Origin of the sequence: Streptomyces sp. CS113 (assembly GCF_002188365.1) — a bacterium.
Taxonomy (GTDB): Bacteria; Actinomycetota; Actinomycetes; order Streptomycetales; family Streptomycetaceae; genus Streptomyces; species Streptomyces tendae.
Map to the genome: position 1 here is coordinate 1,640,523 of NZ_KZ195574.1, position 21,395 is coordinate 1,661,917.

Annotated in this window: 19 protein-coding genes; 6 read left to right on the forward strand and 13 right to left on the reverse strand. The window is 72.2% G+C overall.

The annotated features are described in order from the left end of the window. Window positions 1-104: 104 nt before the first annotated feature. Window positions 105-830: an SDR family NAD(P)-dependent oxidoreductase gene (locus B9W62_RS07015; protein WP_087806232.1), complete on the reverse strand. Its 726-nt coding sequence runs from the start codon at window positions 828-830 to the stop codon at window positions 105-107. A gap of 141 nt (window positions 831-971) precedes the next feature. Between B9W62_RS07015 and B9W62_RS07020 the strand changes: the two genes are divergently transcribed. Further along, on the forward strand, window positions 972-1,913 hold the full coding sequence (locus B9W62_RS07020; protein WP_087806234.1) for a helix-turn-helix transcriptional regulator: 942 nt from the start codon (window positions 972-974) through the stop codon (window positions 1,911-1,913). Between the two features lie 210 nt (window positions 1,914-2,123). Then, the gene (locus tag B9W62_RS07025) at window positions 2,124-2,882 is read left to right on the forward strand and encodes a hypothetical protein (RefSeq protein WP_087806236.1); all 759 of its coding nucleotides are present in this window, start codon (window positions 2,124-2,126) and stop codon (window positions 2,880-2,882) included. A gap of 13 nt (window positions 2,883-2,895) precedes the next feature. Here the strand turns inward: B9W62_RS07025 and B9W62_RS07030 are convergent, their stop codons facing one another. Next, window positions 2,896-3,594 (reverse strand): alpha/beta hydrolase, encoded by a 699-nt coding sequence (locus B9W62_RS07030; protein WP_087806237.1) that lies wholly within the window; start codon window positions 3,592-3,594, stop codon window positions 2,896-2,898. A 78-nt stretch (window positions 3,595-3,672) separates the two neighbouring features. Here B9W62_RS07030 and B9W62_RS07035 point away from each other — a divergent pair, with 78 nt between their 5' ends. Continuing rightward, on the forward strand, window positions 3,673-4,260 hold the full coding sequence (locus B9W62_RS07035; protein ID WP_087806239.1) for a TetR/AcrR family transcriptional regulator: 588 nt from the start codon (window positions 3,673-3,675) through the stop codon (window positions 4,258-4,260). A 76-nt stretch (window positions 4,261-4,336) separates the two neighbouring features. Here B9W62_RS07035 and B9W62_RS07040 read toward each other — a convergent pair whose 3' ends face one another. Continuing rightward, complete coding sequence (locus B9W62_RS07040; protein ID WP_087806241.1) at window positions 4,337-5,422, reverse strand: LacI family DNA-binding transcriptional regulator; 1,086 nt, start codon at window positions 5,420-5,422, stop codon at window positions 4,337-4,339. Window positions 5,423-5,747: 325 nt separating this feature from the next. Between B9W62_RS07040 and B9W62_RS07045 the strand changes: the two genes are divergently transcribed. Next, window positions 5,748-9,716, forward strand: a complete 3,969-nt coding sequence (locus B9W62_RS07045; RefSeq protein ID WP_256976214.1) for an endo-alpha-N-acetylgalactosaminidase family protein — start codon at window positions 5,748-5,750, stop codon at window positions 9,714-9,716. 67 nt (window positions 9,717-9,783) lie between these two features. Here the strand turns inward: B9W62_RS07045 and B9W62_RS07050 are convergent, their stop codons facing one another. Together B9W62_RS07050 and B9W62_RS07055 are read right to left on the reverse strand one after the other, a co-directional pair. Next, window positions 9,784-11,574, reverse strand: coding sequence for a glycoside hydrolase family 35 protein (locus tag B9W62_RS07050; RefSeq protein ID WP_087806245.1), 1,791 nt, complete (start codon window positions 11,572-11,574; stop codon window positions 9,784-9,786). 140 nt (window positions 11,575-11,714) lie between these two features. After that, a complete protein-coding gene (locus tag B9W62_RS07055) occupies window positions 11,715-12,521 on the reverse strand; it encodes an SDR family oxidoreductase (protein ID WP_087806247.1) in 807 nt (268 codons plus the stop codon). 15 nt (window positions 12,522-12,536) lie between these two features. Between B9W62_RS07055 and B9W62_RS40610 the strand changes: the two genes are divergently transcribed. After that, entirely contained in the window at window positions 12,537-12,779 is a 243-nt protein-coding gene (locus B9W62_RS40610) for a hypothetical protein (RefSeq protein WP_256976215.1), read from the forward strand. Window positions 12,780-13,001: 222 nt separating this feature from the next. Here the strand turns inward: B9W62_RS40610 and B9W62_RS07065 are convergent, their stop codons facing one another. Beyond that, a complete protein-coding gene (locus tag B9W62_RS07065) occupies window positions 13,002-13,736 on the reverse strand; it encodes a lytic polysaccharide monooxygenase (protein WP_087806249.1) in 735 nt (244 codons plus the stop codon). Window positions 13,737-13,970: 234 nt separating this feature from the next. On the opposite strand from B9W62_RS07065, the gene B9W62_RS07070 reads away from it, so the two are divergent. Beyond that, window positions 13,971-15,608 carry an amidase family protein gene (locus B9W62_RS07070; protein WP_087806251.1) on the forward strand — a complete coding sequence of 546 codons (1,638 nt, stop codon included), beginning with the start codon at window positions 13,971-13,973 and terminating at the stop codon, window positions 15,606-15,608. 233 nt (window positions 15,609-15,841) lie between these two features. On the opposite strand, the gene B9W62_RS07075 is transcribed toward B9W62_RS07070, so the two are convergent. The 7 genes from B9W62_RS07075 to B9W62_RS07100 all read right to left on the reverse strand — a co-directional run bounded on the left by B9W62_RS07075 (window position 15,842) and on the right by B9W62_RS07100 (window position 21,222). Further along, the gene (locus B9W62_RS07075) at window positions 15,842-16,249 is read right to left on the reverse strand and encodes a DUF6278 family protein (RefSeq protein WP_087806253.1); all 408 of its coding nucleotides are present in this window, start codon (window positions 16,247-16,249) and stop codon (window positions 15,842-15,844) included. A gap of 91 nt (window positions 16,250-16,340) precedes the next feature. Beyond that, window positions 16,341-17,120, reverse strand: coding sequence for an exodeoxyribonuclease III (locus B9W62_RS07080; protein ID WP_087806255.1), 780 nt, complete (start codon window positions 17,118-17,120; stop codon window positions 16,341-16,343). A 53-nt stretch (window positions 17,121-17,173) separates the two neighbouring features. Further along, window positions 17,174-17,809, reverse strand: coding sequence for an MBL fold metallo-hydrolase (locus tag B9W62_RS07085; protein WP_087806257.1), 636 nt, complete (start codon window positions 17,807-17,809; stop codon window positions 17,174-17,176). Between the two features lie 44 nt (window positions 17,810-17,853). Beyond that, on the reverse strand, window positions 17,854-19,197 hold the full coding sequence (locus B9W62_RS07090; protein ID WP_087806259.1) for a bifunctional 3-oxoadipate enol-lactonase/4-carboxymuconolactone decarboxylase PcaDC: 1,344 nt from the start codon (window positions 19,195-19,197) through the stop codon (window positions 17,854-17,856). A 124-nt stretch (window positions 19,198-19,321) separates the two neighbouring features. Beyond that, window positions 19,322-19,534: a transposase gene (locus B9W62_RS40615; RefSeq protein ID WP_256976216.1), complete on the reverse strand. Its 213-nt coding sequence runs from the start codon at window positions 19,532-19,534 to the stop codon at window positions 19,322-19,324. Continuing rightward, entirely contained in the window at window positions 19,531-19,803 is a 273-nt protein-coding gene (locus B9W62_RS40620; protein WP_256976217.1) for a hypothetical protein, read from the reverse strand. Before B9W62_RS40620 ends, B9W62_RS40615 begins: the two co-directional genes overlap by 4 nt. A 735-nt stretch (window positions 19,804-20,538) precedes the next feature. Beyond that, complete coding sequence (locus tag B9W62_RS07100; protein ID WP_087806261.1) at window positions 20,539-21,222, reverse strand: haloacid dehalogenase type II; 684 nt, start codon at window positions 21,220-21,222, stop codon at window positions 20,539-20,541. Window positions 21,223-21,395 lie beyond the last annotated feature (173 nt).

Consider the following 21,395-nt stretch of genomic DNA (forward strand, 5'->3'; position numbering starts at 1 on the left):
GGGGCGAGTTCGGTGAGCCGGTGCTGGAGCGGGCCTTCCGAAGAGCAGAAGCGCCGGCCGGCGCGGACGACGCGGCCTGCTTCGGCCGCGCAGCCGTGGGCGCCTCACGGCTCGACGAACTTGTCGGCCAGTCCCCGGTCCAGGTAGTCGTCCGGCAGATCCTGGATGACCAGCTCGGCTTCGGTGCGCCCGGTGTGCAGCCGCCAGTAGGCGTCGGCGATCGTCTGCGGCTGGGAGGCGTGGCCCCCTTGGCCGATGTAGGCGGCGATCGCCACGTGCGCGGCGTAGACGCCGGAACCCGAGAGCGCCGCGTGCAGGTTGAGGATCCAGTTGCGCATCCCGCCGGTGGCGATCTGGACGTTCGCCACGTGCGGGGCGATCACCGGCCCCGACCCCGCCCCGCTGCTGACCAGGATCGTCCCCGTGCCGCGCTCCAGCATGCCCGGCAGGACGTGCTGCACCGCCGCCACGCCCCCGAGCAGATAGAGGTCCAGCTGGGCCAGAACCGACTCGACGGTGACCTCCGTGGCCCCGACCAGCGGCGCCCGGCGCAGGTCGGCCGGGGACGGCGCGGGCGAGTACTCGAGTATGTCGATCGGTCCCAGCCGCTCCTCGGCTGCGGTGAGCGCGGCGTGCAGAGCGGGACGGTCGGTCACGTCGGCGGGGAACACCTCGGCCCGCACGCCCGTGTCGGTCAACTCGTCGGCCACGGCCCGCAGCGTCGCGCGGCTGCGGGCGATCAGCGCCACGTCGACCCCCTCGGCGGCGAACCGCCGGCCGATCGCGCGCCCCAGTTGCGGGCCTGCGCCCACGATCGCGAGCGTGCTCAATGCGCCACCTCGTTACCCTTGTATCGACATTCCGGACCACGGATGTCGGATCTTCGTCGTATGCCGGAACAACGGTAGGAAGCGTGCGGTCTCGGCGCCTTGGACCGGTGCGTCAGCCCGAACGGGAGATTTGCGACAACGATGAGCGGCACTTTCTCGGCTGACGTCAGCGGCGCGAACGCCTTCAGCGTGTTCGCACACGAGTGGCGGAGCCGGATGGGCGAGCCCTTCGCGCTGGCGCCCTTCGGCCGGACGACCGTGTCCGGCTTCTCGGTGCGGTCCCGCGGGTTCCGGGTGCGGGACATGATGTTCAACCGCTTCGAGACCGCGGCCGCCCTGCGGACGGTGGGCCGACGGGTCGGGGCCGACGATCACGTACGCCTGTGGATCGTCCACCGAGGGGCCTGGCGGTTCGGCGAACCGGGCGGAGCCGAGCACACGGCACCGGCCGGCCGCCTGCTGGTGCAGACGGGACGGCTGTCCCACTTCTCCGCGGCGCCGCGCACCGTCGTGCAGGTACTCGTGCTGCCCGCCGCAGAGGTGCGGCCCCGACGGGGCCGGCCGGCTTCCGGTCCGGCCGGCACCGCCGAGGTGCGGCTGCTGACGGCGCACGCCGCCATGGTGGGCCGGACGCTGGACCGTCTCGGGCCGGCCGGGGTCGACGCCGCCCGCAGCACCCTGACCGAGTTGGCCCGCGCCGCCGCGGGGGGCGGCCTGGACGACGTGGAGCCCCTGTTGTCGCCGGCCCTGGCCCAAGCCGCGCGAGACCTGGCCGACCGCCGGCTCACCGACCCCGCCCTGTCCGCCTCGGCTGTCGCCCGGGAGCTGAACGTCTCCCCGCGTACCCTCCAACGGGCCTTCGCCAGGGAAGGCCGACCGCTGAGCGCCTACATCCGGCGCCGCCGCCTCGAGGAGGCATGCCGCGCGCTCGTCGCACCGCACCGGCGCATGACCGTCACGGAGATAGCCGCCCGCTGGCAGTTCGCCGACAGCGGCCACTTCGCCCGCGCCTTCCGCCAGTACTACGGCCGGACCCCGACCGACTATGCCGCGACCGCTGCTCGTGAAACGGATGCCGCATAGCCGTACGGGGCCGCTGCCGCCACCGCCCACGGCAGGAACACCCGGGGCAGCCGAGGCCCACCGCCAGCAGACAGGACTACGGCGACGATGGTTCCGCCTCGGATGCGCGGCCGGGGCCGTGCGGTCGTCGGGCCCCGGTGGTCCCGGAAGCGCTGGCGTCGTTGCTCCCGTCGAACACGGATACGCCGACGCCCGCTAACATGCCCGCCCATGACCGACGACGTACGCAACATCGTCCTGGGTGTGGTCGCGGCGGGCATCAGCGCCACGCTGGGCTGGTTCGTCCGCACCTATCTGTGGAAGCGGAAACTGAGGCGCAAGCAGGCGTTCTTCGGACTGCCCGACAGCTCCGAGTCGCTGCTCGTCGTCAACCGGGACCCCGCCGCCTCCGAACCGGCCGTCCACCGCTTCGACGTCTTCGCCCTGCTCGAGCTGTCCGCCTTGATCAAGGACTGCGGCGCGCACGCCCAAGTGGTCACCCAGGACATGGTCGCCCAGGGCTTCGGCGAGCGCACGGAGTTCTGTGTGGGCGGCCCCGGTTCGAACCGGCGCATGGTCGCCCACATGGCGGCGATGCTGCCCGGGGTGCGGATGAACGTCGACCCGGAGCCCGGACCGGACCGGGGCGCCTTCCAGATCGGCGGCGAGCGCTACCGGCTGGAGGCGGGTGTCACGGAGTACGTACTGCTGGCCCGCCTCACCGCCGGGGACCGGCGCGAGGCCCGGCCCGCCTTCCTCTTCTGCGGCCAGCGCGCGATCACCAACCAGGCCGCCACCCGCTACCTGGCCCGGCACCACGAGAAGCTGGCCCGCAAGCACGGCAACAACTCCTTCGTGCTGCTGCTCAAGGTCGTCAACTCCCAGGCGTACGGCCCGGACGTGGTCGAGCTGGTCGGCGACGTCACCCGGGCGGCGACCAGCCCCCTGCCGACGCCGGCACCGGCCTCCCGCGCCTCGCACCGGGCCTGAGCGCCCGGTGCGGTCACGCCAGGCGCCGGACGATGTCGGCGACGGCCTGCGGCTGCGACAGGAACGGGTGGTGGCCCGCCGCCACCTCGACGACGTCGCCGGCACGGCGGGAGAACGCACGCTGCGCGGCCACCGGGGTGCCGCGGTCCTCGGTGCACACCACATACGTCGTGGACACGTCGTGCCAGGCCGCCGCACGGACGGGCTGCCGGGTCACGGCCAGCGTCTGCCGGGCGAGCAGGGCGGCCGCTTCGCGGGCCAGGTCCGGCGGGCAGTCCTGGACGAACGTCTCGGCGAACAGCTCGGGCCGGGCGCCGAAGGTGCCGCCGTCGGGGTCGAAGTCCAGGAACGGCGGGGGTACGTCGGCGCCGAACGTCGACAGGGACTCGCCGGGCTCGGGCAGATAGCTCGACACCAGCACCATGTGCCGCACCGCCTCCACACCCGCCGCCGCCTCGGCTGCGACGATTCCGCCGTAGCTGTGCGCCACGACCACGGTCGGCTCGTCCCCCTCGGTCAGGACCGCGCGCACCGCGGCGACGTCCTCGGGCAGTCCGGGACCCTCCGGCCCGGCCGGCCGGTCCCCCTCGCCGCAGCTCGGCAGTGCCGGGGCAGCGCTGCCGACACCGTGCTCGCGCAGCGCCGAGGCCGCCAGGTGCCACCACCACGACCCGTCACGCACACAGGCCCCGTGCACGAACACCACGCGCATCTCTTCCTCCTTGATTGCGAGCTCCAAGCGCCACGATCAACGGTAGACGTAGCTCCCGTTACGTGAAAAAGTGCGGCGATGGGTCGACACAAGCAGCCCGAGATCCGCGACCGCATCCTCGACGCCTGCGTCGACCACGCGCTCGTGCACGGGCTTCCCGACCGCCTCGAGCCGCTGGCGGAGGCCTCCGGCACCTCGGCCCGGATGCTCATCTACCACTTCGGGACCCGGGACGCGTTGCTGCGGGAGACCCTGAGACGGGCACGGCGACGCCAGCGCGACTTCTTCGGCGAACTGGTCGCCCCGCGGCCAGAAGAGCCCTATCCGAGCACGCTGCGACGAGCTTGGCGGGTCATGACCGGCCCGGCGGGCCGGCCGTACCTCACCATGTTCGGCAAACTCCGCGAGAACGCCGAGCAGCGGTTGTGGCCGGGCTTCCGCCGCGAGTCCACCACGGACTGGCTGCAACCGTTCGAGGACGGCATGCGCAGCATCGGCCGTCCTGAACTCGCCACCCTCGTACTGGCGGTGGTCCGCGGTCTCATCATGGACATCGAGACCACCGGTGACGTCGCGCGAGCCGACCGGGCCTTCGAGGACTTCCTCGCCGCGCTGGTCCTCGTCGCCCGAACTCCCGCGCAGGACGGGGAGTGCCACCGGGCCTGAACGCAGGCTCTCCACGGGCGGCGGGCCCGGGGCCGGAGCTCGGGCCGACCGCGGGCCGGCTGCGGGCCGGTGGGGGTCAGGACCGGCGCCCCGCCGCGCCGCCGACCGCCGCCGTACTGGCGCGCACGACCAGCACGGGCTCGACGGAGGCGGGTTCCGGCGCCGCGCCCGGGTCCGCGATGTGCCGCAGCAGGTGGGCGACGGCGAGGGCACCCATCTCGGCGAACGGCTGGGCCACCGTGGTGAGCGAGGGCGAGCAGTACTCGGCGAGCGCGATGTCGTCCACCCCGACGACGGAGACGTCCTGCGGCACCCTGCGCCCGGCCTCGTGCAGGGCCCGGATCACCCCGAAGGCCATCTCGTCGCTGGCCACGAACACCGCGGTGACGTCGGGGATCCGGCCCAGGACCAGCCCGTTGCGGTACCCGGAGGCGGGTGTCCAGTCTCCTTCCAGCACCGGCGGCACGGACAGCCCCGCCTCCTCCAGGGTGTCGCGCCAGCCGGCGCACCGGCTGGCGGCGTCGAGCCACTCCTGGGGGCCGGACACGTGCCACACGGTCTCGTGGCCCAGCTCGATCAGATGCCGGGTCGCCAGGCGACCCGCCAGGGTCTGGTCCACGGCGACGACCTCGGTGGCCGGTGTCCTCGATCCGTCGACGGTGACGGTCGGCACCGAGCGGGTGAGCCGCTCGATCCTCGGGCTCACGTGCACCAGCGGCACCGAGAGGACGACCCCCTCGACGTCCTGCTCCGCCAGCCGGGACAGCGCGCCCTCGATGGCCGCGGTGTCCAGGGACGCCGTGGCGGCGGTGGACACCGCGTACCCCGCCTCGCGTGCCGCCGCCTCGATGCCGAAGAGCAGGTTCGCGCGGGAGTAGAAGGTGGTCCGCAGCGTCACGACGCCGATCGTCCGGCTGCGCCCCGACGACAGCATCCGCGCCGCGTTGTTCTTCCGGTAGCCGAGCTCCTCGACCGCGGCGAGCACCTTGGCGCGGGTCCCGTGCTGGACGTTGGGGTGACCGGCCAGGGTGCGGGACACCGTCTGGGCGGAGACCCCGGCGAGCCGCGCCACGTCGGCCATGCCGGGCGGCCGGGCGCCACCGTCGTCGGCCGTCCGCCCGCGCACGGGCGTCCGGTCGGCTGCCGGCGTTTCCGATGACATCGCTCGCCTCTCCACGAAGACCGCGGCCCGGGCCTCCTGCGCGGGTACGGGTCCCGCCCCGGAGTCTAGCCAGACGCGACCCATTGGCATCGATAACATCCTCTGCCATAGTTCCCGCCAACGCGGACCTCGCGTGGATCAAGTTTCTCCGTAGACGCCTCTGTCGACACAGAGAAGGGCGAGCGGCAACGAGATGACAGCGATCACACCGAAGCGAGCGGCCGGAGCGCACAGCCCGACATCCTCGTCGTCCTCCCCACCGAGCGCCCCACCGACCGCCCCACCGGGACGTGGACGACTGCCGCGCCCCGGTGCCCTCGTCGCGGTGCTGGGCCTGACCGCCGGTCTGCTGTCGACGGCCGCCGTGCCCGCGGACGCGGCCCAGACCGTCCCGGCACCGGCGCCCGCGGCGGGGACACCGGAGGAACTGAGACGGGGCGCACTGACCGTCACCGTGGCCAAGGAGTTCCCCCAGATCATGTCCTACCGGCTGGGCCGGCGCGGTCTCGGCGGGCAGGCGACGGCGCTGGACAGCTTCACCGTCAACGGCCAGGCCCACCGCGCCACCACCACCATGAAGGCGGAGGGCAGCAGGGCGACCTACACCTCCGCCTTCGAGGACCTGCCCGGTCTCACGATCACCTCCACCATCACGGTGACCGGGGACACGACGGTCGTCTTCGCCGTCGAGAGGATCTCGGGCGAGGCCGCGTCGGGCGTGCGCACCCTGGCGATCCCCGGCCAGTCCCTCGTCTCCGTCGACTCCGACGACCCGGGCGCCAACCTCGCCCGCACGAAGATCTCCACGGACTCGACCACGACCGCCGACCGCTTCATCCCCGTCACCGGTGACACCGTCCCGGACAAGGAGCCCGTGGGCACCCCGTACGCGTTCGTCGGCAACGCGCAGCTGTCCGCGGGTGTCATCACCAACGCGACCGAGGACTCGCCGCAGGACGACAACACCAACGGGAACACCCGCCTGCGGTCCCGCATCGTCGACGCGGGGGAAGGGCGGCGCCGGGCGGAGCTGTCGGTCGGCACGTACACGTACCATCCGGAGGGCGCGAGCGACCCGCGGGTCGACACCTACGAGCTGCCCCGGGCGACCGTGGTCCTCGCCGCCGACGCCAACGGGGACGGCACGGTCGACTGGCAGGACGGCGCCATCGCGCACCGGGAGCACATGCGCCGCCCGCTCGGCGCCGACCGGGTGCCCGAACGCGTCGTCCAGCGCATCCCGTTCAACTTCGCGAGCCAGGCCACCAACCCGTTCCTGAAGACGCTGGACAACACCAAGCGCATCTCCATGGCCACCGACGACCTCGGGCAGTGGGTGCTGGAGAAGGGGTACGCGAGCGAGGGCCACGACTCCGCCCACCCCGACTACGGCGGCAACGAGAACGTCCGCGCGGGCGGCTGGAAGGACCTGAACCGCCTCACCGCAACCGGCGCCGACTACAACGCGGACTTCGCCGTGCACGTCAACGCCACCGAGGCCTACGCGCAGGCCAGGACGTTCAGCCAGGACATGGTCGAGGGGCAGCCGAACGGCTGGGACTGGCTCAACCAGGCCTACCACATCGACCAGCGCGAGGACCTGGGCACCGGCGCCGTCCTCGACCGCTTCAAGCGGCTGCGCGAGGAGGCACCGGGCATCAGGACCGTCTACATCGACGCCTACTACTCCAGCGGCTGGCTGGCCGACGGTCTGGCCGCCGAGCTGCGCGGGATGGGCTTCGAGGTCGCCACCGAGTGGGCGTACAAGTTCGAGGGCAGCTCGCTGTGGTCGCACTGGGCCGCCGACAAGAACTACGGCGGCGCCACCAACAAGGGCATCAACTCGGACATCGTCCGGTTCATCGCCAACTCCGACCGCGACGTGTGGAACGTCGACCCGCTGCTCGGCGGCGCGAGCGTCGTCGAGTTCGAGGGCTGGACCGGCCAGGACGACTGGAACGCCTTCTACCGCAACATCTGGACCGACAACCTGCCGACCAAGTTCCTCCAGCACTTCCAGGTGCTGGACTGGGACCGCGGCAGGTCCGCCCGGCTCACCGACGGGGTGAGCGTGCGGTCCGTCGACGGTGAACGGCGGATCTCCATGGACGGCACCGAGGTCCTCAGGGGCGACACCTACCTGCTGCCCTGGCAGAACGCCGGGAAGGCCGACGGCACCTCCTCCCCCGTCGACGCCGACAAGATGTACTTCTACAGCGCGTCCGGCGGCGAGCACACCTTCGGACTGACCGAACGGTTCGCGGGCGACGAGGACTTCACCCTCTACGCACTCACCGACCAGGGCCGGGCGAAGAAGACCCGGGTGACGGCCCACGACGGGCGGGTGACGCTCACCGCCGAGAAGGGGCAGCCCTACGTCCTCGTGCCGAACGGCGGCCGGGCGCCGCACCGCGACGCCCACTACGGCCAGTACACCGGACTGTCCGACCCCGGCTTCAACGGCGGGGACCTCGGCGACTGGAACGCGCGGGGCGGCGCCGAGGTCGTCCGGGCCGCCAACGGCGACAACGTGGCCCGCCTGGGCGACGGTGCCTCGGGCGTCTCGCAGCGGGTCCGCGGCCTCACCCCGGGCAAGCGGTACACGCTCGCCGCGGACGTCGAGATCGGCCCGGGCGAGCGCCGGGCCACGACGCTGCGGGTGCGCGGCGGCAAGGACACGGAGCCGAAGACCTTCGACACCACGCCGGCCCTGAACAGGATGGCGTCCGACGAGAAGCGCGACACCTACTCCCAGCGGGCCGCCGTCTCCTTCACGGCACCGCCCGGCGGCCAGGTCACCGTGGAGCTGGGGGCCGTCGCGGGTGACGCCGCGGTCGTCCTGGACGACGTACGCGTCATGGCGGACACCACCGCACCGCTCCCCCGCGGCACGGACGGCACGGTGATCGCGCACGACGACTTCGAGGGCAACCAGCCGGGCTGGGGGCCCTTCGTCAAGGGCGACGCCGGCGGCGTCACCGACCCCCGCACCAGCGTCAGCGACCTGCACGCGCCCTACAGCCAGAAGGAGTGGAAAAACACCTACTCCCCCTACGACAGCGGCACGTTGAAGGGCAGGGCCGTCGACGACGTGCTCGCCGGGCGGCACTCGCTGAAGTCCCACGCGGAGAACACGGGACTGGTCCACCGCACGACCCCCGCCACGGTGCCGTTCGAGGAGGGCCACAAGTACCGCGTGTCCTTCTCGTACCAGACCAACGTCGAGGACCAGTGGGCCTGGGTCACCGGAGCGGACCGGGTCGCCGACGGGAAGACGAGTGCGCGGGACATCACCCGTGACGTCCTTGCGCCCGCCCTGGACACGGCGACGTACTCCCGCGAGATCGTGGCGGGCTGCGGGGACACCTGGGTCGGGCTGCGCAAACTCGGCAGCGCGCGGGGCACGGATCTCGTGCTCGACGACTTCACCGTGACCGACCTGGGCGAGGCCGGGACCGGGGCCGCCTGTGCCGGTGTCACCTCCGCGTCCGGCGCCGAGCTGAGCCCCGGTGTGCCCGGCGCGTACGTCACGACGTTCACCAACCACGAGTCGGCGGCCGTCGAGAACGTCGGCGTCGGCTTCCAGGGGCTGCCCGAGGGCTGGAAGGCGGAGGTGAAGGAGAAGGACGGCAACCTCTTCGAGCGCGTCGAGCCGGGCGCGAGCGTGCGCACCACGTGGCTGCTGACGCCGCCGGCCGACCCGGCCGGCACCTCCCCCGTCTGGCAGGTGAGCGCCACGTACGCCCATGCCGGGGAGACCAGGACCGTGTCGGCGGACGCCCGGGCCTCGGTGACCGACGAACCGGTGCTCTCGCCCGGTTCGATGTCCGCGACCGCCGACTCGGAGAACGGCTCCTCCGGCTCCGGCGAGGGCCCGGTGGCCAACGTGCTCGACGGTGACGCCGGCACCATCTGGCACACCGACTACACCGCCTCGCAGGCCCCGTATCCGCACTGGGTGGCGCTGGAGCTGGACGGCGCCGCGGACATCGACGGCTTCGGGTACCTGGGCCGGCAGAGCGGCGGCCAGAACGGACGCGTCGCCGGGTACGAGGTCGCGGTGTCCCAGGACGGCGAGAAGTGGACGACGGTGGCGGAGGGCACGCTGAAGGACGTCCCGCAGACGCAGCGGATCTCCTTCGACCGGGTGCGCGCCTCCCACGTGCGGTTCACCGCCCTGAACGCGCTCAACGGACAGCCGTACGCGGCCGCCGCGGAGATGCGCGTGTACGGCGTGCCGGTGGACCTGCCGACGGGCTACCCGCCGGGCGAACGGCCCGCCGACGCCCACTGACCGGTCGTGCCGGCGGCCCGCCCCCACCCGGGGCGGGCCGCCGGCGCGCGAGGTGGCGGGGCGGAGGTCAGTCGAACGTCTCCACGTACTCCTCCGGCGGTCCCAGCTCGGGCCGCTCGCGCAGGGCGATCCGGTCGCCGAAGTGCTCCAGTTCCAGCACCGTCAGGGTGTTGTCGCCTGGGTGCAGCAGCGGGCCGGGCACGTAGAGCGTGCTCTGCGGCCCGATCTCCCAGTAGCGGCCCAGCAGGGTCCCGTTGACCCACAGGAACCCCTTGCCGAATCCGGGCAGCGCGACGAAGGCGTCCGCGGGCTCGTCCACGGACAGCACGGCCCCGGCGAAGCCCGCCCGGCCGTCCGGCGGGACCGCCGCGGCGGCGCGGTCCGTGTCCTGCCACGTCCACGCGTCGAGCGGCAGCGGACGCATCGTCCAGCCGTGCACCAGCCGCCGCTCCACCCGCACACCGCCGAGGATGCCCTTGCCCTGGCCGAGCAGCGGGCCGTAGTTGATCCGGCCCTGGTTCTCCACCAGCAGCGCCAGCCGGACCGGCGCCGCGGAACCGGAGACGGTGAACGAGGCGCTCTCGCGGTCCAGTACGGCGACGGGTGCGTCGTCGACGAACACCTGGGCGCGGTCGTGCAGACCCGTGACGGTGACTTCGTGGTCCCCCGGGGGCAGCAGCGGGGCGGCCTCGTAGAGCACCAGGCCGGAGGCCAGGGACAGTTCCTCGAAGCTCAGCGGCAGCGGAGCGGCCACCGGCTGCGCGGCCGCGCGCAACGCGTCGAGCAGGGCGGCCCGCCGGGTGACCGGCAGGTCACGGGGGGCCAGCAGCGGCGGGTCGGGGGGCAGCGGGCGCCGGGGTGCGGCGCCGTCGAGCGCGGTCAGTCGGTCCCGCAGGGCGAAGAACTTCGGGGTCAGGGCACCGTTCTCGGCGACGGGGGCGTCCGAGTCGTAGCTGGTGACGGTGGGCCGGAAACCGCCGCCGTCGTGGTTGGCGCCCGCCCACAGCCCGAAGTTGGTGCCGCCGTGCGCCATGTAGAGGCTCACGGAGCCGCCCTCGTCGAGGATGCCGCCGAGGTCCCCGGCCGCGCTCGCCGCCGACCGGACGTGGTGCTTCTCCCCCCAGTGGTCGAACCAGCCGTTCCAGAACTCGGCGCAGAAGAAGGGCTCCCCGGACCGGCGCGAGCGCAGCAGCGCCGCGGCCTCGGCGGGACGGGAGCCGAAGGTCGCCGCCGCCAGTTCGCCGGACAGGGCTCCGCCGTCCTGCATCAGCGGGGTCGGTCCGTCCGCGGTGTAGAGCAGTTCGGTGATGCCCCGGGCGACGAGGGCGTCGCGGATGTGGCGCACGTAGGAGTGGTCGTCGCCGTAGCTGCCGTACTCGTTCTCGATCTGCACGGCCACGACCGGTCCGCTCCGGCCGGCCTGGAGCTCGGCGACCCGGGGAATCAGCTCGTCGAACCACCGGTCGACCGCTTCGAGGAAGGGTCCGTGGGACGTACGCAGCCGCATGCCGGGGGTGCCGGTCAGCCAGGCGGGCAGGCCGCCGTTGTCCCACTCGGCGCAGATGTACGGACCCGGCCGGACGACGACGTCCAGCCCCTCGTCCTGGGCGAGCCGGAGGAAGCGGGCCAGGTCGCGCGGGCCGTCGAAGCGGACGTCGCCCTCGGTGGGTTCGTGGAAGTTCCACGGGACGTAGGTGTCGACCGTGTTCAGTCCGAGGGCGGCCAGCCGTCGCAGCCGGTCGGCCCACTGCTCGGGGTGGACCCGGAAGTAGTGCAGCGAGCCCGACAGGAGGCGGTGCGGTTGCCCGTCGCGCAGGAGGGTGCCGTCGGCGTACGTGAGGGCGGCGGATCGCTGCACAGTGCCTCCTTGACAGCGGTGGCACGGGAACCCGGACCGGCCATCGGTAGCTGCGACTATGGCAGATCATGTTATCGATGCCAACGCCTGTGGGCCGAGCAGGGGGCAGGCGACTGACAGCGATATCACCACCGGCTGTCTCACCCTTGCGGCGTAAGCACCTTGGGCCAGTCCGGGCCGCGCAGCTCGGCCTCCAGGCCTCCGTCGCAGAACATCACCGTGCCGACGCAGTAACCCGACTTGGCGGACAGCAGGAAGACGACCAGTTCCGCGACCTCCTCGGGCGTGCCCGCCCGGCCCGCCGGCACGGACCGGAGGAACGCCTCGATACCGGCGGCGATCCGCGGGTCCTTCCGGCCCGCCCGGGTCATCGGCGTGTCGATGAAGCCCGGCGCGATGGCGTTGAGGCGAATGCCGTCCGCGATGTAGTCGGACGCACGGGTGCGGGTGTAGTAGGCGATCGCGGCCTTGGTGGCCGGGTAGGTGAGGACGCCTCCCTCGTCGGCCCCGGCGTCCGCGAGCGCCCGGGCCGCCTCCTCGTCGCCCGCCAGGCAGGTCTCGGCCAGCCCCGGGTCCCAGCCCGGCTGCGTGGTGGTGGAGTTGGAGGAGGCGAGCACCACGGAGGACTCCCCCGCGGCGGCCAGCGCCGGCCGCAGCCCCTCCAGCAGTCCGACGGCACCGAAGTAGTTGACGGAGACGAGGAGGCTCGCGGGCCGGCCCGCTCCGCCCGAGATCCCGGCGAACGGCACGAAGCCGTCGAGCCGCCCTTCGCACAGCCGGGTGATATCGGCCGCCGCGGCGGTCCGGCCCGCCGGGGTGCCGAGGTCGGCCTCCACCTCGGTGCCGCGCAGATCGACACCGATGACGCGGTGCCCCTGTGCGGTGAGCCGGTCGGCGATCGAGGCGCCCATGCCGGACGCGGCCCCGGTGACGGCGATGGTTCCCATGATGGTCTTCTCCTGATGGTTCTCGGTGGGGTACGGGGGAGCAGCGGGGAGGAGTTGGGGGCGGGGAGGAGTAGGGGGGGTGGGGAGGGCTGGCGGGACGGGGTTCAGCGGAGCTTCACGGCCCCGCCGGGCGGGGCCGCGCGGCTGATCGAGGCGGCGGGCTGGGACGAGGAGCGCACCCAGCAGTTCCTCACTCTGATGGTCGAGTTCAACCACGGCATCGAGGAGCTCGAGGGGCGCGCCCGGGACCACGTCTGACCCGTCGGCCACTTCCCGTCACGCGCCCGTCGCCACTCACCCGCGCCGGGAACTTCCTTCTATGACGCTCCTTCACGGGACCGGTGACCGCACACCACCGGCCGGACGCCAACGGCGCGGTGTCAGAAGGCTCTGAGGTGCGGACCGGTCCGGGCCCGCCCACGACGGCGCCGGCCGGCGCACGCACCTTCCGGGTGCGTGCGCCGGCCGGTCGGACTCGGTTCAGCAGGCGCCGAGGTCCTCCCAGACACCCCACTCGCCGGTGGTACCGGGCTCCTCGCCGGTCACCCACCACTTGGCACGCCAGGTGTGGCCGTCGTGGGAGACGGTTTCGCCGCCGTTGTAGACGCTCCCGGCGTTCCAGGCTCCCGCGACGCAGTCGCCCGGCTGGTCGCCGCCACCGCCGTCGCCGCCTCCGTCGTCACCGCCGCCGTCGTCCCCGCCACCGATGTTGACGTCGATGCAGGCGTAGAAGGCGTTGGCGGTGTCCGCGATGTTCCAGACCGCGAGCACCTTCTGCCGCCCGGTGATCCCGCCGAAGTCCAGCTGGTGGCTGACCGAGGCGGGCGGCAGTGCGCCGTGCCCGTCGAACTGGGCGATCTTCCGGTCACCGATGAAGTACTGCCAGTTGCTGGTGGCGTGCCGTGCCTCGATGGTCCAGGTGAAGGTGTGCGTGGTCCCGATCGGGGTGACCCGCCAGCCCTTGGCGTCGTCGTCCAGGTCGGCCCACCGGGCGTCCCCGCCACTGCAATTGCGCAGCCCCTTCGGGCCCTCGACGCTCGCCGGCTCCCACTTGATCTGGCCGCACTGCACCACGCGGTTGGCACACTGGTCCTGTCGGCTCCCCGGCGAGACCACCCAGCCGTGGGCGCTCGCCGTCGGCGCCGGCAGACTCAGGGCCACCACGGGAGCGACCAGCGCCCCCACGGCCGCGGCCAGCTTCCTTTTCATGCCCATGACATCACTTTTCCCTTCGGTCCACGTCGAATCAGCCTGCCCCGGCTCACGACGTTGCCGATGAGGCAACCCGCAACGCAGGTCTAGACCTACGCGTGCAGGTCTAGACCTTAGCGAAGGGCGGGGCTCCGTCAAGGGGTCGCACACCGCCCCACCGCACCCTGGTGCGCGCGTCAACTGCCCCGGCCGAGGAGCCTCTTGTGCCGGACGGGCCGGTGTAGTGGGCTGTCCGGCATGAAGAAGAGAAGCCTGGCGGCCCTGACCGCAATCCTGGTCGTGGTCCCTCTCGTCGCGGCGGCACCCGGTCAACGGGCCGGGGCCGCCGAATCCGGACCCGGCGACGCGGCGCGACCCGCCGAGTCGACGCTGGTCGGCGGAGTCGACCTCGACACGGTGACCATCCCCGAACTACAGGCCCGCATGAACCGCGGGTCGCTGTCCTCGCTCCGGCTGACCCTGGCCTACCTGCGGCGGATCAAGGCCGTCGACCCGAGGATCAACGCGGTGCTGCGCACGAGCCCCACGGCCCTGCGCCAGGCGGCCGCCAGCGACCTGCGGCACCGCCTCGGCAAGTCCCGTGGGCCGCTGGACGGCATCCCCGTCCTGCTCAAGGACAATGTGAACACCCGCGACATGCCCACCACCGCCGGATCGCTGGCGCTGGCCGGCAGCCCACCGGACACCGACGCCGAGCTGGTCGGGAAGCTACGGGCGGCCGGCGCGGTGATCCTCGGCAAGACCAACCTGTCCGAGTGGGCCAACTTCCGTGCGGCCAAGCCCACGTCGGGGTGGTCGGCGGTGGGCGGACAGACGAACAACCCGTACGTCCTGGACCGCAACCCCTGCGGTTCGTCCTCCGGTTCGGCCGCGGCGCTCGCCGCGTCGCTGGCCCAGGTGGCGATCGGCACCGAGACGGACGGCTCCATCGTGTGCCCCGCCGGGATGAACGGCGTGGTCGGCCTCAAGCCCAGCCTCGGAGTGGTCAGCCAGTCGGGCGTCGTACCGATCTCCGCCGAGCAGGACACCGCGGGACCCATGGCCCGCAACGTGATCGACGCCGCGCTCACCCTCGCCGTGCTCGGCGGCCGTGACACCGTCCGCACCCACGGCACTCCGAGCCGCACGGACGCGGGCCTCATGAACGCGGGCCTCATGGACGCGGCCGGCCGGCCGGGTGGCCTGCGCGGCAAGCGCATCGGCCTGTGGCGGCTCCCGTCGCTCGGCGCCGAGGTGGACGCCCTCATGACCCGTACGGCCGAGCGGCTGACCGACGCGGGGGCCGAGGTCGTCGAGGTGAGCATGCCGTACCAGGAGCGGCTGGCCGAACTCGAGTTCCCGGCTCTGCTGAGCGAGTTCCACCGGGACATCGACGCCTACCTGCCCACCCGCGAAGGGCCGCAGGACCTGGCCGAACTGATCGAGTTCAATCGCACGCACCCGCGGGAGCAGACCTGCTTCGCCGGGCAGGAGCTGTTCGAACAGGCGCTGGCCGCGCCGTCCACCACCGATCCGGAGTACCTGGCGATGCGCGCGGAGTTGACGGACCTGTCCCGCCGGTCCATCGACGAGGTCATGGCCGCACACGACCTGGACGCCATCGCCTCCCCGGCCAACCCGCCCGCCTGGACCACCGACTGCGCGCGCGGCGACAACGACGTGATCCCGTCCTCCACCCCGGCCGCCGTCGCCGGGTACCCCTCCCTGTCCGTACCGGCCGGCTTCGTCGGTGAACTGCCGGTCGGGCTGCTCCTGATGGCGGGCGACCTCCAGGACGCCGAACTGCTCTCCCTGGGTGCGGCGGTGGAGCACCGGCTGGACGCCTGGCGGGCGCCCCGGTACCTGCCTTCGACACCGTCCGGCACCTCCCGCTGAGCCGACCGGCGAGCGCCACGTCGTCGAGCGGCGCCTCGACGAGGTCGCTCGCCGGTATGCAGCTGACCTTCTCCTCGCCCGCGAGCAGTGATCTCCGGCTGCACCCTGCGTAGGTCCCCCGTGCGTTCGCGTCCCTCCGACCCGTGCAACGTATCGAGACAAACGGCACGAATACCGCCGACACGCACCTTTCGATCATTACCCCTATTTACGCCGGAAGTGGGGCCAGGACTTCACGCTTCGGCGACCTCGCCGTACAACTGCGAGAGTTCGGGAACGCCGTCCTCCGCCCATGCGTGACCGCTCGCCACCACGTCGAACTCGCGGCCGGATGCGAGCCGGACGACCGGCTGCCCGTCGGACCGGATGGTCCAGGCGGCACCGGGCACGGTGCGCACGATCACGGTGCCGAGGTACAGACCGGCGTCGTTCCCGAGCCAGGCCATGATCTCCTCGTCGCTGCGCCACCGGGGCAGCACCTGGTCGAGCTGCTCCAGCGAGAGCACGGAGTCGTCGAGCCCGACCCCCTCCCGCAGCGCCTGCGAGCGCAGCAGATCACAGTCGGCGAGCAGCTCGCCGATGCCCTCCGCGTCGTGCGCCCGGGGATCTTCGCGCCGCTTGCCCAGGAAGGGGAAGTTCATACCTCCAGACTGTCATTCGTACCGCCATGTGCACCACAGGGCACGCCAAGAGGCTGCGTGGTGGGTACGCCCGCGGGTCCCGTGCGCGTGGCTAGAGGTCCAGGTCCACCACGACCGGCGCGTGGTCCGAGGCGCCCTTGCCCTTGCGCTCCTCCCGGTCGACGTAGGAGTCGGTGACCGCCTTGGCGAAGGGCTCGTTGCCGTACACCAGGTCGATGCGCATGCCGCGGTTCTTGGGGAAGCAGAGCTGGCGGTAGTCCCAGTACGTGAAGGGGTGGTCGTACTTGAGGGGCCGCGGGACGACGTCGGACAGACCGGTGCCGCGCAGGGAGGCGAGGGCGGCGCGCTCGGCCGGGGTGACGTGGGTGGCGCCTTCGAAGGCCGACCGGTCGTAGACGTCGTCGTCCGTCGGCGCGACGTTGTAGTCCCCCATCACGGCGAAGGGGCGGCTGCCGGAGGCGTCGCCCTCGACGGCGGCGCGCAGTGCCTCGAACCACTGGAGCTTGTAGGCGTAGTGGGGGTGGTCCACCTCGCGGCCGTTGGGCACGTACACCGACCAGACGCGGGCCGGTCCGCAGGTGGCGGAGATCGCGCGGGGCTCCTGGACGCCCTCGTAGCCCGGGTCGCCGGGCAGGCCCTTGACCACGTCGTCGAGGCCGACGCGGGAGAGCACCGCCACCCCGTTCCACCGGCCGGTGGCGTGGACCGCCGCCTCGTAGCCCGCCTCGCGCAGCTCGTCGAAGGGGAACTGCGCCTCGGCGACCTTGGCCTCCTGGAGGCACAGCACGTCGGTGCCGCTGCTCTCCAGCCAGGCGAGGAGCCTCGGCAGGCGGGCGGTGATCGAGTTCACGTTCCAGGTCGCGATGCGCATGCTCCACAACCTACCGGGCGGGACTGACAACCGGTCCCGCCCGGGGCGGCGCCTCAGAGCCGTGCCGCCTCGCCGGGGGTCAGCCGCAGGTGCTCGGAGCCGCCCAGCTCGCCGATCTGACGGTCGTAGATCGGGCGGGCGAGGTCGGTGAGGAGCGCGTCATGGATGTCGTAGGCCCGCCGCGGTCGGACCTCACGCACGTACTCGATCACCTCGGCGATCTTGTTCCACGGGGCCATCACCGGCAGCATCAGCGTTTCCACCGGGTGGCCGGGGACGGTCAGGGCGTCGCCGGGGTGGAAGACCTTGCCGCCGTCCACGAGGAAGCCGACGTTGGTGACGCGCGGGATGTCCGGGTGGATCACCGCGTGCAGCTCCCCGTGGACCTGTACGTCGAAACCGGCGGCGGTGAAGGTGTCGCCGTGGCCGACGGTGTGGACACGGCCCGGGAAGGCCGCCGAGATCTTCTCGGCGACCGACTTCAGCGTCCAGATCGCCGCGGCCGGGTTGTCCTCCATGGCGGCGCGCAGCCGCGGCTCGTCGAAGTGGTCCGGGTGCTCGTGGGTGACGAGGATCGCGTCCGCGCCGAGGGCGGCGTCCTCCTCGCTGAACCCGCCCGGGTCCAGGACGAGCGTCTGCCCGTCCTTTTCCAGGCGGACACAGGCGTGCGACTTCTTGGTGAGCTTCATGCTCCCCATCCTGCCGCCGCGCCGCCGCTCCCGGCCCACGGGACTCACTCGGGCGGTGTCGTCTCCTCCCGGATGACCTGCTGGGCCACCCGGAAGGCACCGTTCGCGGCCGGCACGCCGCAGTAGACGGCCGCCTGGAGCAGTACTTCCTTGATCTCGCCCGGGGTGAGGCCGTTGCGCAGGGCGGCCCTGAGGTGGGGCGCCAGCTGGTCCACATGGCCGCCGGCGACGAGGGCGGTGAGGGTGACACAGCTGCGCGAGCGCCGGTCGAGCCCCGGCCGGTCCCAGATCTCCCCCCACGCGTACCGGGTGAGGAACTCCTGGAAGTCCCCGGAGAACTCGTCCGCCTGCGCGAGCGCCTGGTCGACGTGCCCGTCGCCGAGGACCTCGCGGCGCACCTTGAGCCCCGCGTCGTACGGATCGGGCCGCCCTTGTGCCTGCGGCGGCACGGCGGGCGCCGGGGCGATCGCGGCGATGGGCGCGCTCTGCGGCGGCTGGGCCGGCCCCGGCTGGACGGGCGCGGCGACGGGCCCGGCGACCGGCACCGGGTGGGCGGCGGGGTGGACCGGGACGGGGATCTGGCCGGTGGAGGTGGCGTCGGGGGCGGCCTGCCAGGCGGTGGTGAAGTGCCGTACGAGCAGGTCGGTGACGGCGGCGGGCTGCTCGACCGGGACCAGGTGGGAGGCGCCCGGGACGACCGCGAGCCGGGCGTCGGGGATGCCGGCGACCAGGGTGCGGGCCTCGGCGGGGCCGGTGACCTGGTCGTCCGAGCCGACGAGGACCAGGGTCGGGACGCCGACCCGGCCGAGCTCGCCGCGGACGTCGAACGCGGCGAGTGCCTCGCAGGCGGAGATGTAGCAGCCGGGGTCGGTGGTCCTGACCATCTGCACGGCCCACTCGGTGATCGCGGGCTGGGCGGCCGCGTACCCGCCGGTGAACCAGCGCTCCGGGGAGCTGCGGGCGATCGGGTCGAGCCCGTTGGTGCGCACGATCACGCCGCGCTGGCGGAACTCGTCGGCGGTGCCGAACCGGGGCGAGGCGGCGATCAGCGCCAAGGAGGCCAGGCGCTCGGGGTGGCGCAGCGCCAACTCGATGCCGACGGCGCCGCCGAACGCGCATCCGGCGTACCCGAAGCGCTGCACGCCGAGTCCGTCGAGGGTGGCCAGCAGACGCGTGGTGATGTCGGCGACGGACCCCGCCGGGTGGGCCGGGGCGCCGCCGTGCCCGGGCAGGTCGAAGCGGAAGACCCGCCACTGCTGAGCCAGCTCGGGCACCTGCCGGTCCCACATGTGCCAGGTGGTGCCCAGTGAGGGACCAAGGATCAGAACCGGAGCGTCTTCTGGCCCGTCAAAGCGGTATTGCAGGGTGTTCGGTGCTGTCTCACTCACGCCCCAGACCCTCTCACGTATCACGGACGCCCCTAAAACGCGGGGGTGCGGGACACCGGTCTGACCAGATTGAAGACCTCGCGGGCCGCGGACCGCTTGAGGCATCGGATGATCTCACGGCGGGTCATGCCCTCCTGCGTGCGGCGTCGTAGTACGCCTGGGTGCGCGGGTCGTGGCGCAGCCGGGTGAAGACGATGCGGTGCAGGGCGGCGTTCGCCTGCCGGTCGCTGCCGTAGTTGAGCCTGCGCCTTCTTCGCCGACCGGAGGAGTACTCGATGGGGCTGACTCCGGGGCGGCAAAGAACGCCTCGGTGTTCAGCCGCTCGAGGTTGTCTCACATGGTGATCAGGAGAGTGACGGCGCTGTCTGGGCCTATGCTCACCGGTTCGAGCAGCTGCGGGGCGTGGTGTTCGACGAGCCGGGTCAGGCGCTGGTTGAGCCCGTTGATCTGAGCGGTGAGCTGTCCGATGCGCTCGGCAAGCATGCGCAGCGTCAGGTGAGTGGCCTGGCTCGGCGCGTCCTCGTCTCCCCCACCGTCGAAGATCCGGGCGCTGTGCGCCGGCCCGTCGCCGGACTTGGCCCGGGCCCGGGCACGACCGCTGAGCACGGACCGCGTGGCGGTCTGAGCTCGAGCGGATCCGACTTGCCGAGCAGACGGCGGGCCGATCGGTCGGGCCGGTCACCTCAAACACCTGGACGTGCTGAGTCGGCAGGTAGCAGGACAGACCCGTGCCGAGGTACTCGTGCCCTCCACGCCGGCTCGGCGTACCGTCCCCCGCTTGCGGGCCCAGACAAGCAACTGCCGGTAGCCGGCCGCCGTGGCCGGAAAGGACTCGGTGCCCGAGATTTTCCCGAGTGGGGAGATCACCGCGGCGACATGCATCTCGCCGTGCGTGTCCACGCCCAGCACAACCTCGCGCCGAACGGGCGGATCCGTGCTGGAGGAGGTGCTGCGCTGCCGGGTCGTCATGATGGTTCGCCTCCCGCGTAGTGACGTGCTGAGTGGATGGCACCGGCCTGCGCGGGCGGTCTGAACTGTGACGGCGCCTGATCGTCGGCAAGGCCCCTATGGGGAAACGCCCTGTGGCTCGGTGGCAGGCAGCATCCCGCAACGGCAGTCGACAGGTCCGTGACTGGACACTTCGGTCAGAAATCTCATGAGTAAGACCCCGTGCAGGACAGCACTGTGCAACGGGACTGCTGCGGGTAGTGGCGAAATCCGGGCCTCCCAGCAGTTGCCGCTACCGAGCACCGGGGAAAGCCCGTCAATTCTTCCCCGTCGAAGGTTTTGGCGATGGTCACGTCGATGCCGCTGTGGGCGTTGGCCGAGAAGGTGTTCCTCTCACTCCTGCCGCGGCAGGAGCGCGGCAAGGTGGGGCAGGGCCTGCACGATCAGGTCGGGCACACCCAGGAACTCGGGGTAGGCCGGAGCCGCACGGCGCAACCAGGCTGTGGACAGACCAGCGCGCCGAGCACCGTCGATGTCCCAGGGGTGTACGGAAACCATCATCAGCTCTTGGACCTTGTATCCCATGCGATGTGCCGCGTACTGGTATGCGGCCCGTGCCGGTTTCCACACACGGGGTTCCTCGACGGAGAGCACTGCCCGGAACCGGTCGAGGAGACCGGCCCCACGTAGAAAGGTCTCGGCGGATGCGGCCGACCCGTTGGTCATCGCGAACAAGGGCAGCCCTGCTTCATACAGCTCGCGGATGCCCTCGCACACGTCGTCGTGGGTGGGTAACCCCGGGATTCCCTCGACGACGTACTGAGCATCCGTATGCGCGTCCCTGGTGTGGTCGAGCCGTTCCTCCAGCATGACTCGCAGGCGTTCGGCAGCCACTTGGGTGAACTCGGCGTAACCTCCGGCCGCGGTCAGCGCGAACCCGTCGCGGAGCACACCCGCAAACCACTCGGCCACCAGACCCGGTGAGGCCCCGACCTCCTCAAGTCGCGGACCGAGACCATTGAGGTCGCTCAGGGTCTCGTTCACGTCGAACACCAACGCGCGGACACTGGAAGTCATCGAGGCCTTCCCTCATCCATTCCGACATCACTTGTCAGCCTGCACGCACCAGCCGGGACCGGCCTCCCGTACCACTTCGCCAACGCGTCGACGCCCTGGTCGGCAGGCTGGATGCGCGCGGACCCGATTCGCATCCTCATCGGGACCGGAACGCCGACTCCCGGGGCGCGGAG

What these genes read in the sequence shown, in the direction of transcription:
- B9W62_RS07030 (WP_087806237.1), bottom strand. Translation starts at nt 3,594, where the DNA reads ATGCGCGTGGTGTTCGTGCACGGGGCCTGTGTGCGTGACGGGTCGTGG.
- B9W62_RS07020 (WP_087806234.1), top strand. Translation starts at nt 972, where the DNA reads ATGAGCGGCACTTTCTCGGCTGACGTCAGCGGCGCGAACGCCTTCAGC.
- B9W62_RS07040 (WP_087806241.1), bottom strand. Translation starts at nt 5,422, where the DNA reads ATGTCATCGGAAACGCCGGCAGCCGACCGGACGCCCGTGCGCGGGCGG.
- B9W62_RS07080 (WP_087806255.1), bottom strand. Translation starts at nt 17,120, where the DNA reads ATGCGCATCGCGACCTGGAACGTGAACTCGATCACCGCCCGCCTGCCG.
- B9W62_RS07065 (WP_087806249.1), bottom strand. Translation starts at nt 13,736, where the DNA reads ATGGGCATGAAAAGGAAGCTGGCCGCGGCCGTGGGGGCGCTGGTCGCT.
- B9W62_RS07075 (WP_087806253.1), bottom strand. Translation starts at nt 16,249, where the DNA reads ATGAACTTCCCCTTCCTGGGCAAGCGGCGCGAAGATCCCCGGGCGCAC.
- B9W62_RS07100 (WP_087806261.1), bottom strand. Translation starts at nt 21,222, where the DNA reads ATGACTTCCAGTGTCCGCGCGTTGGTGTTCGACGTGAACGAGACCCTG.
- B9W62_RS07025 (WP_087806236.1), top strand. Translation starts at nt 2,124, where the DNA reads ATGACCGACGACGTACGCAACATCGTCCTGGGTGTGGTCGCGGCGGGC.
- B9W62_RS40610 (WP_256976215.1), top strand. Translation starts at nt 12,537, where the DNA reads ATGGTTCTCGGTGGGGTACGGGGGAGCAGCGGGGAGGAGTTGGGGGCG.
- B9W62_RS07035 (WP_087806239.1), top strand. Translation starts at nt 3,673, where the DNA reads ATGGGTCGACACAAGCAGCCCGAGATCCGCGACCGCATCCTCGACGCC.
- B9W62_RS07070 (WP_087806251.1), top strand. Translation starts at nt 13,971, where the DNA reads ATGAAGAAGAGAAGCCTGGCGGCCCTGACCGCAATCCTGGTCGTGGTC.
- B9W62_RS07085 (WP_087806257.1), bottom strand. Translation starts at nt 17,809, where the DNA reads ATGAAGCTCACCAAGAAGTCGCACGCCTGTGTCCGCCTGGAAAAGGAC.
- B9W62_RS07055 (WP_087806247.1), bottom strand. Translation starts at nt 12,521, where the DNA reads ATGGGAACCATCGCCGTCACCGGGGCCGCGTCCGGCATGGGCGCCTCG.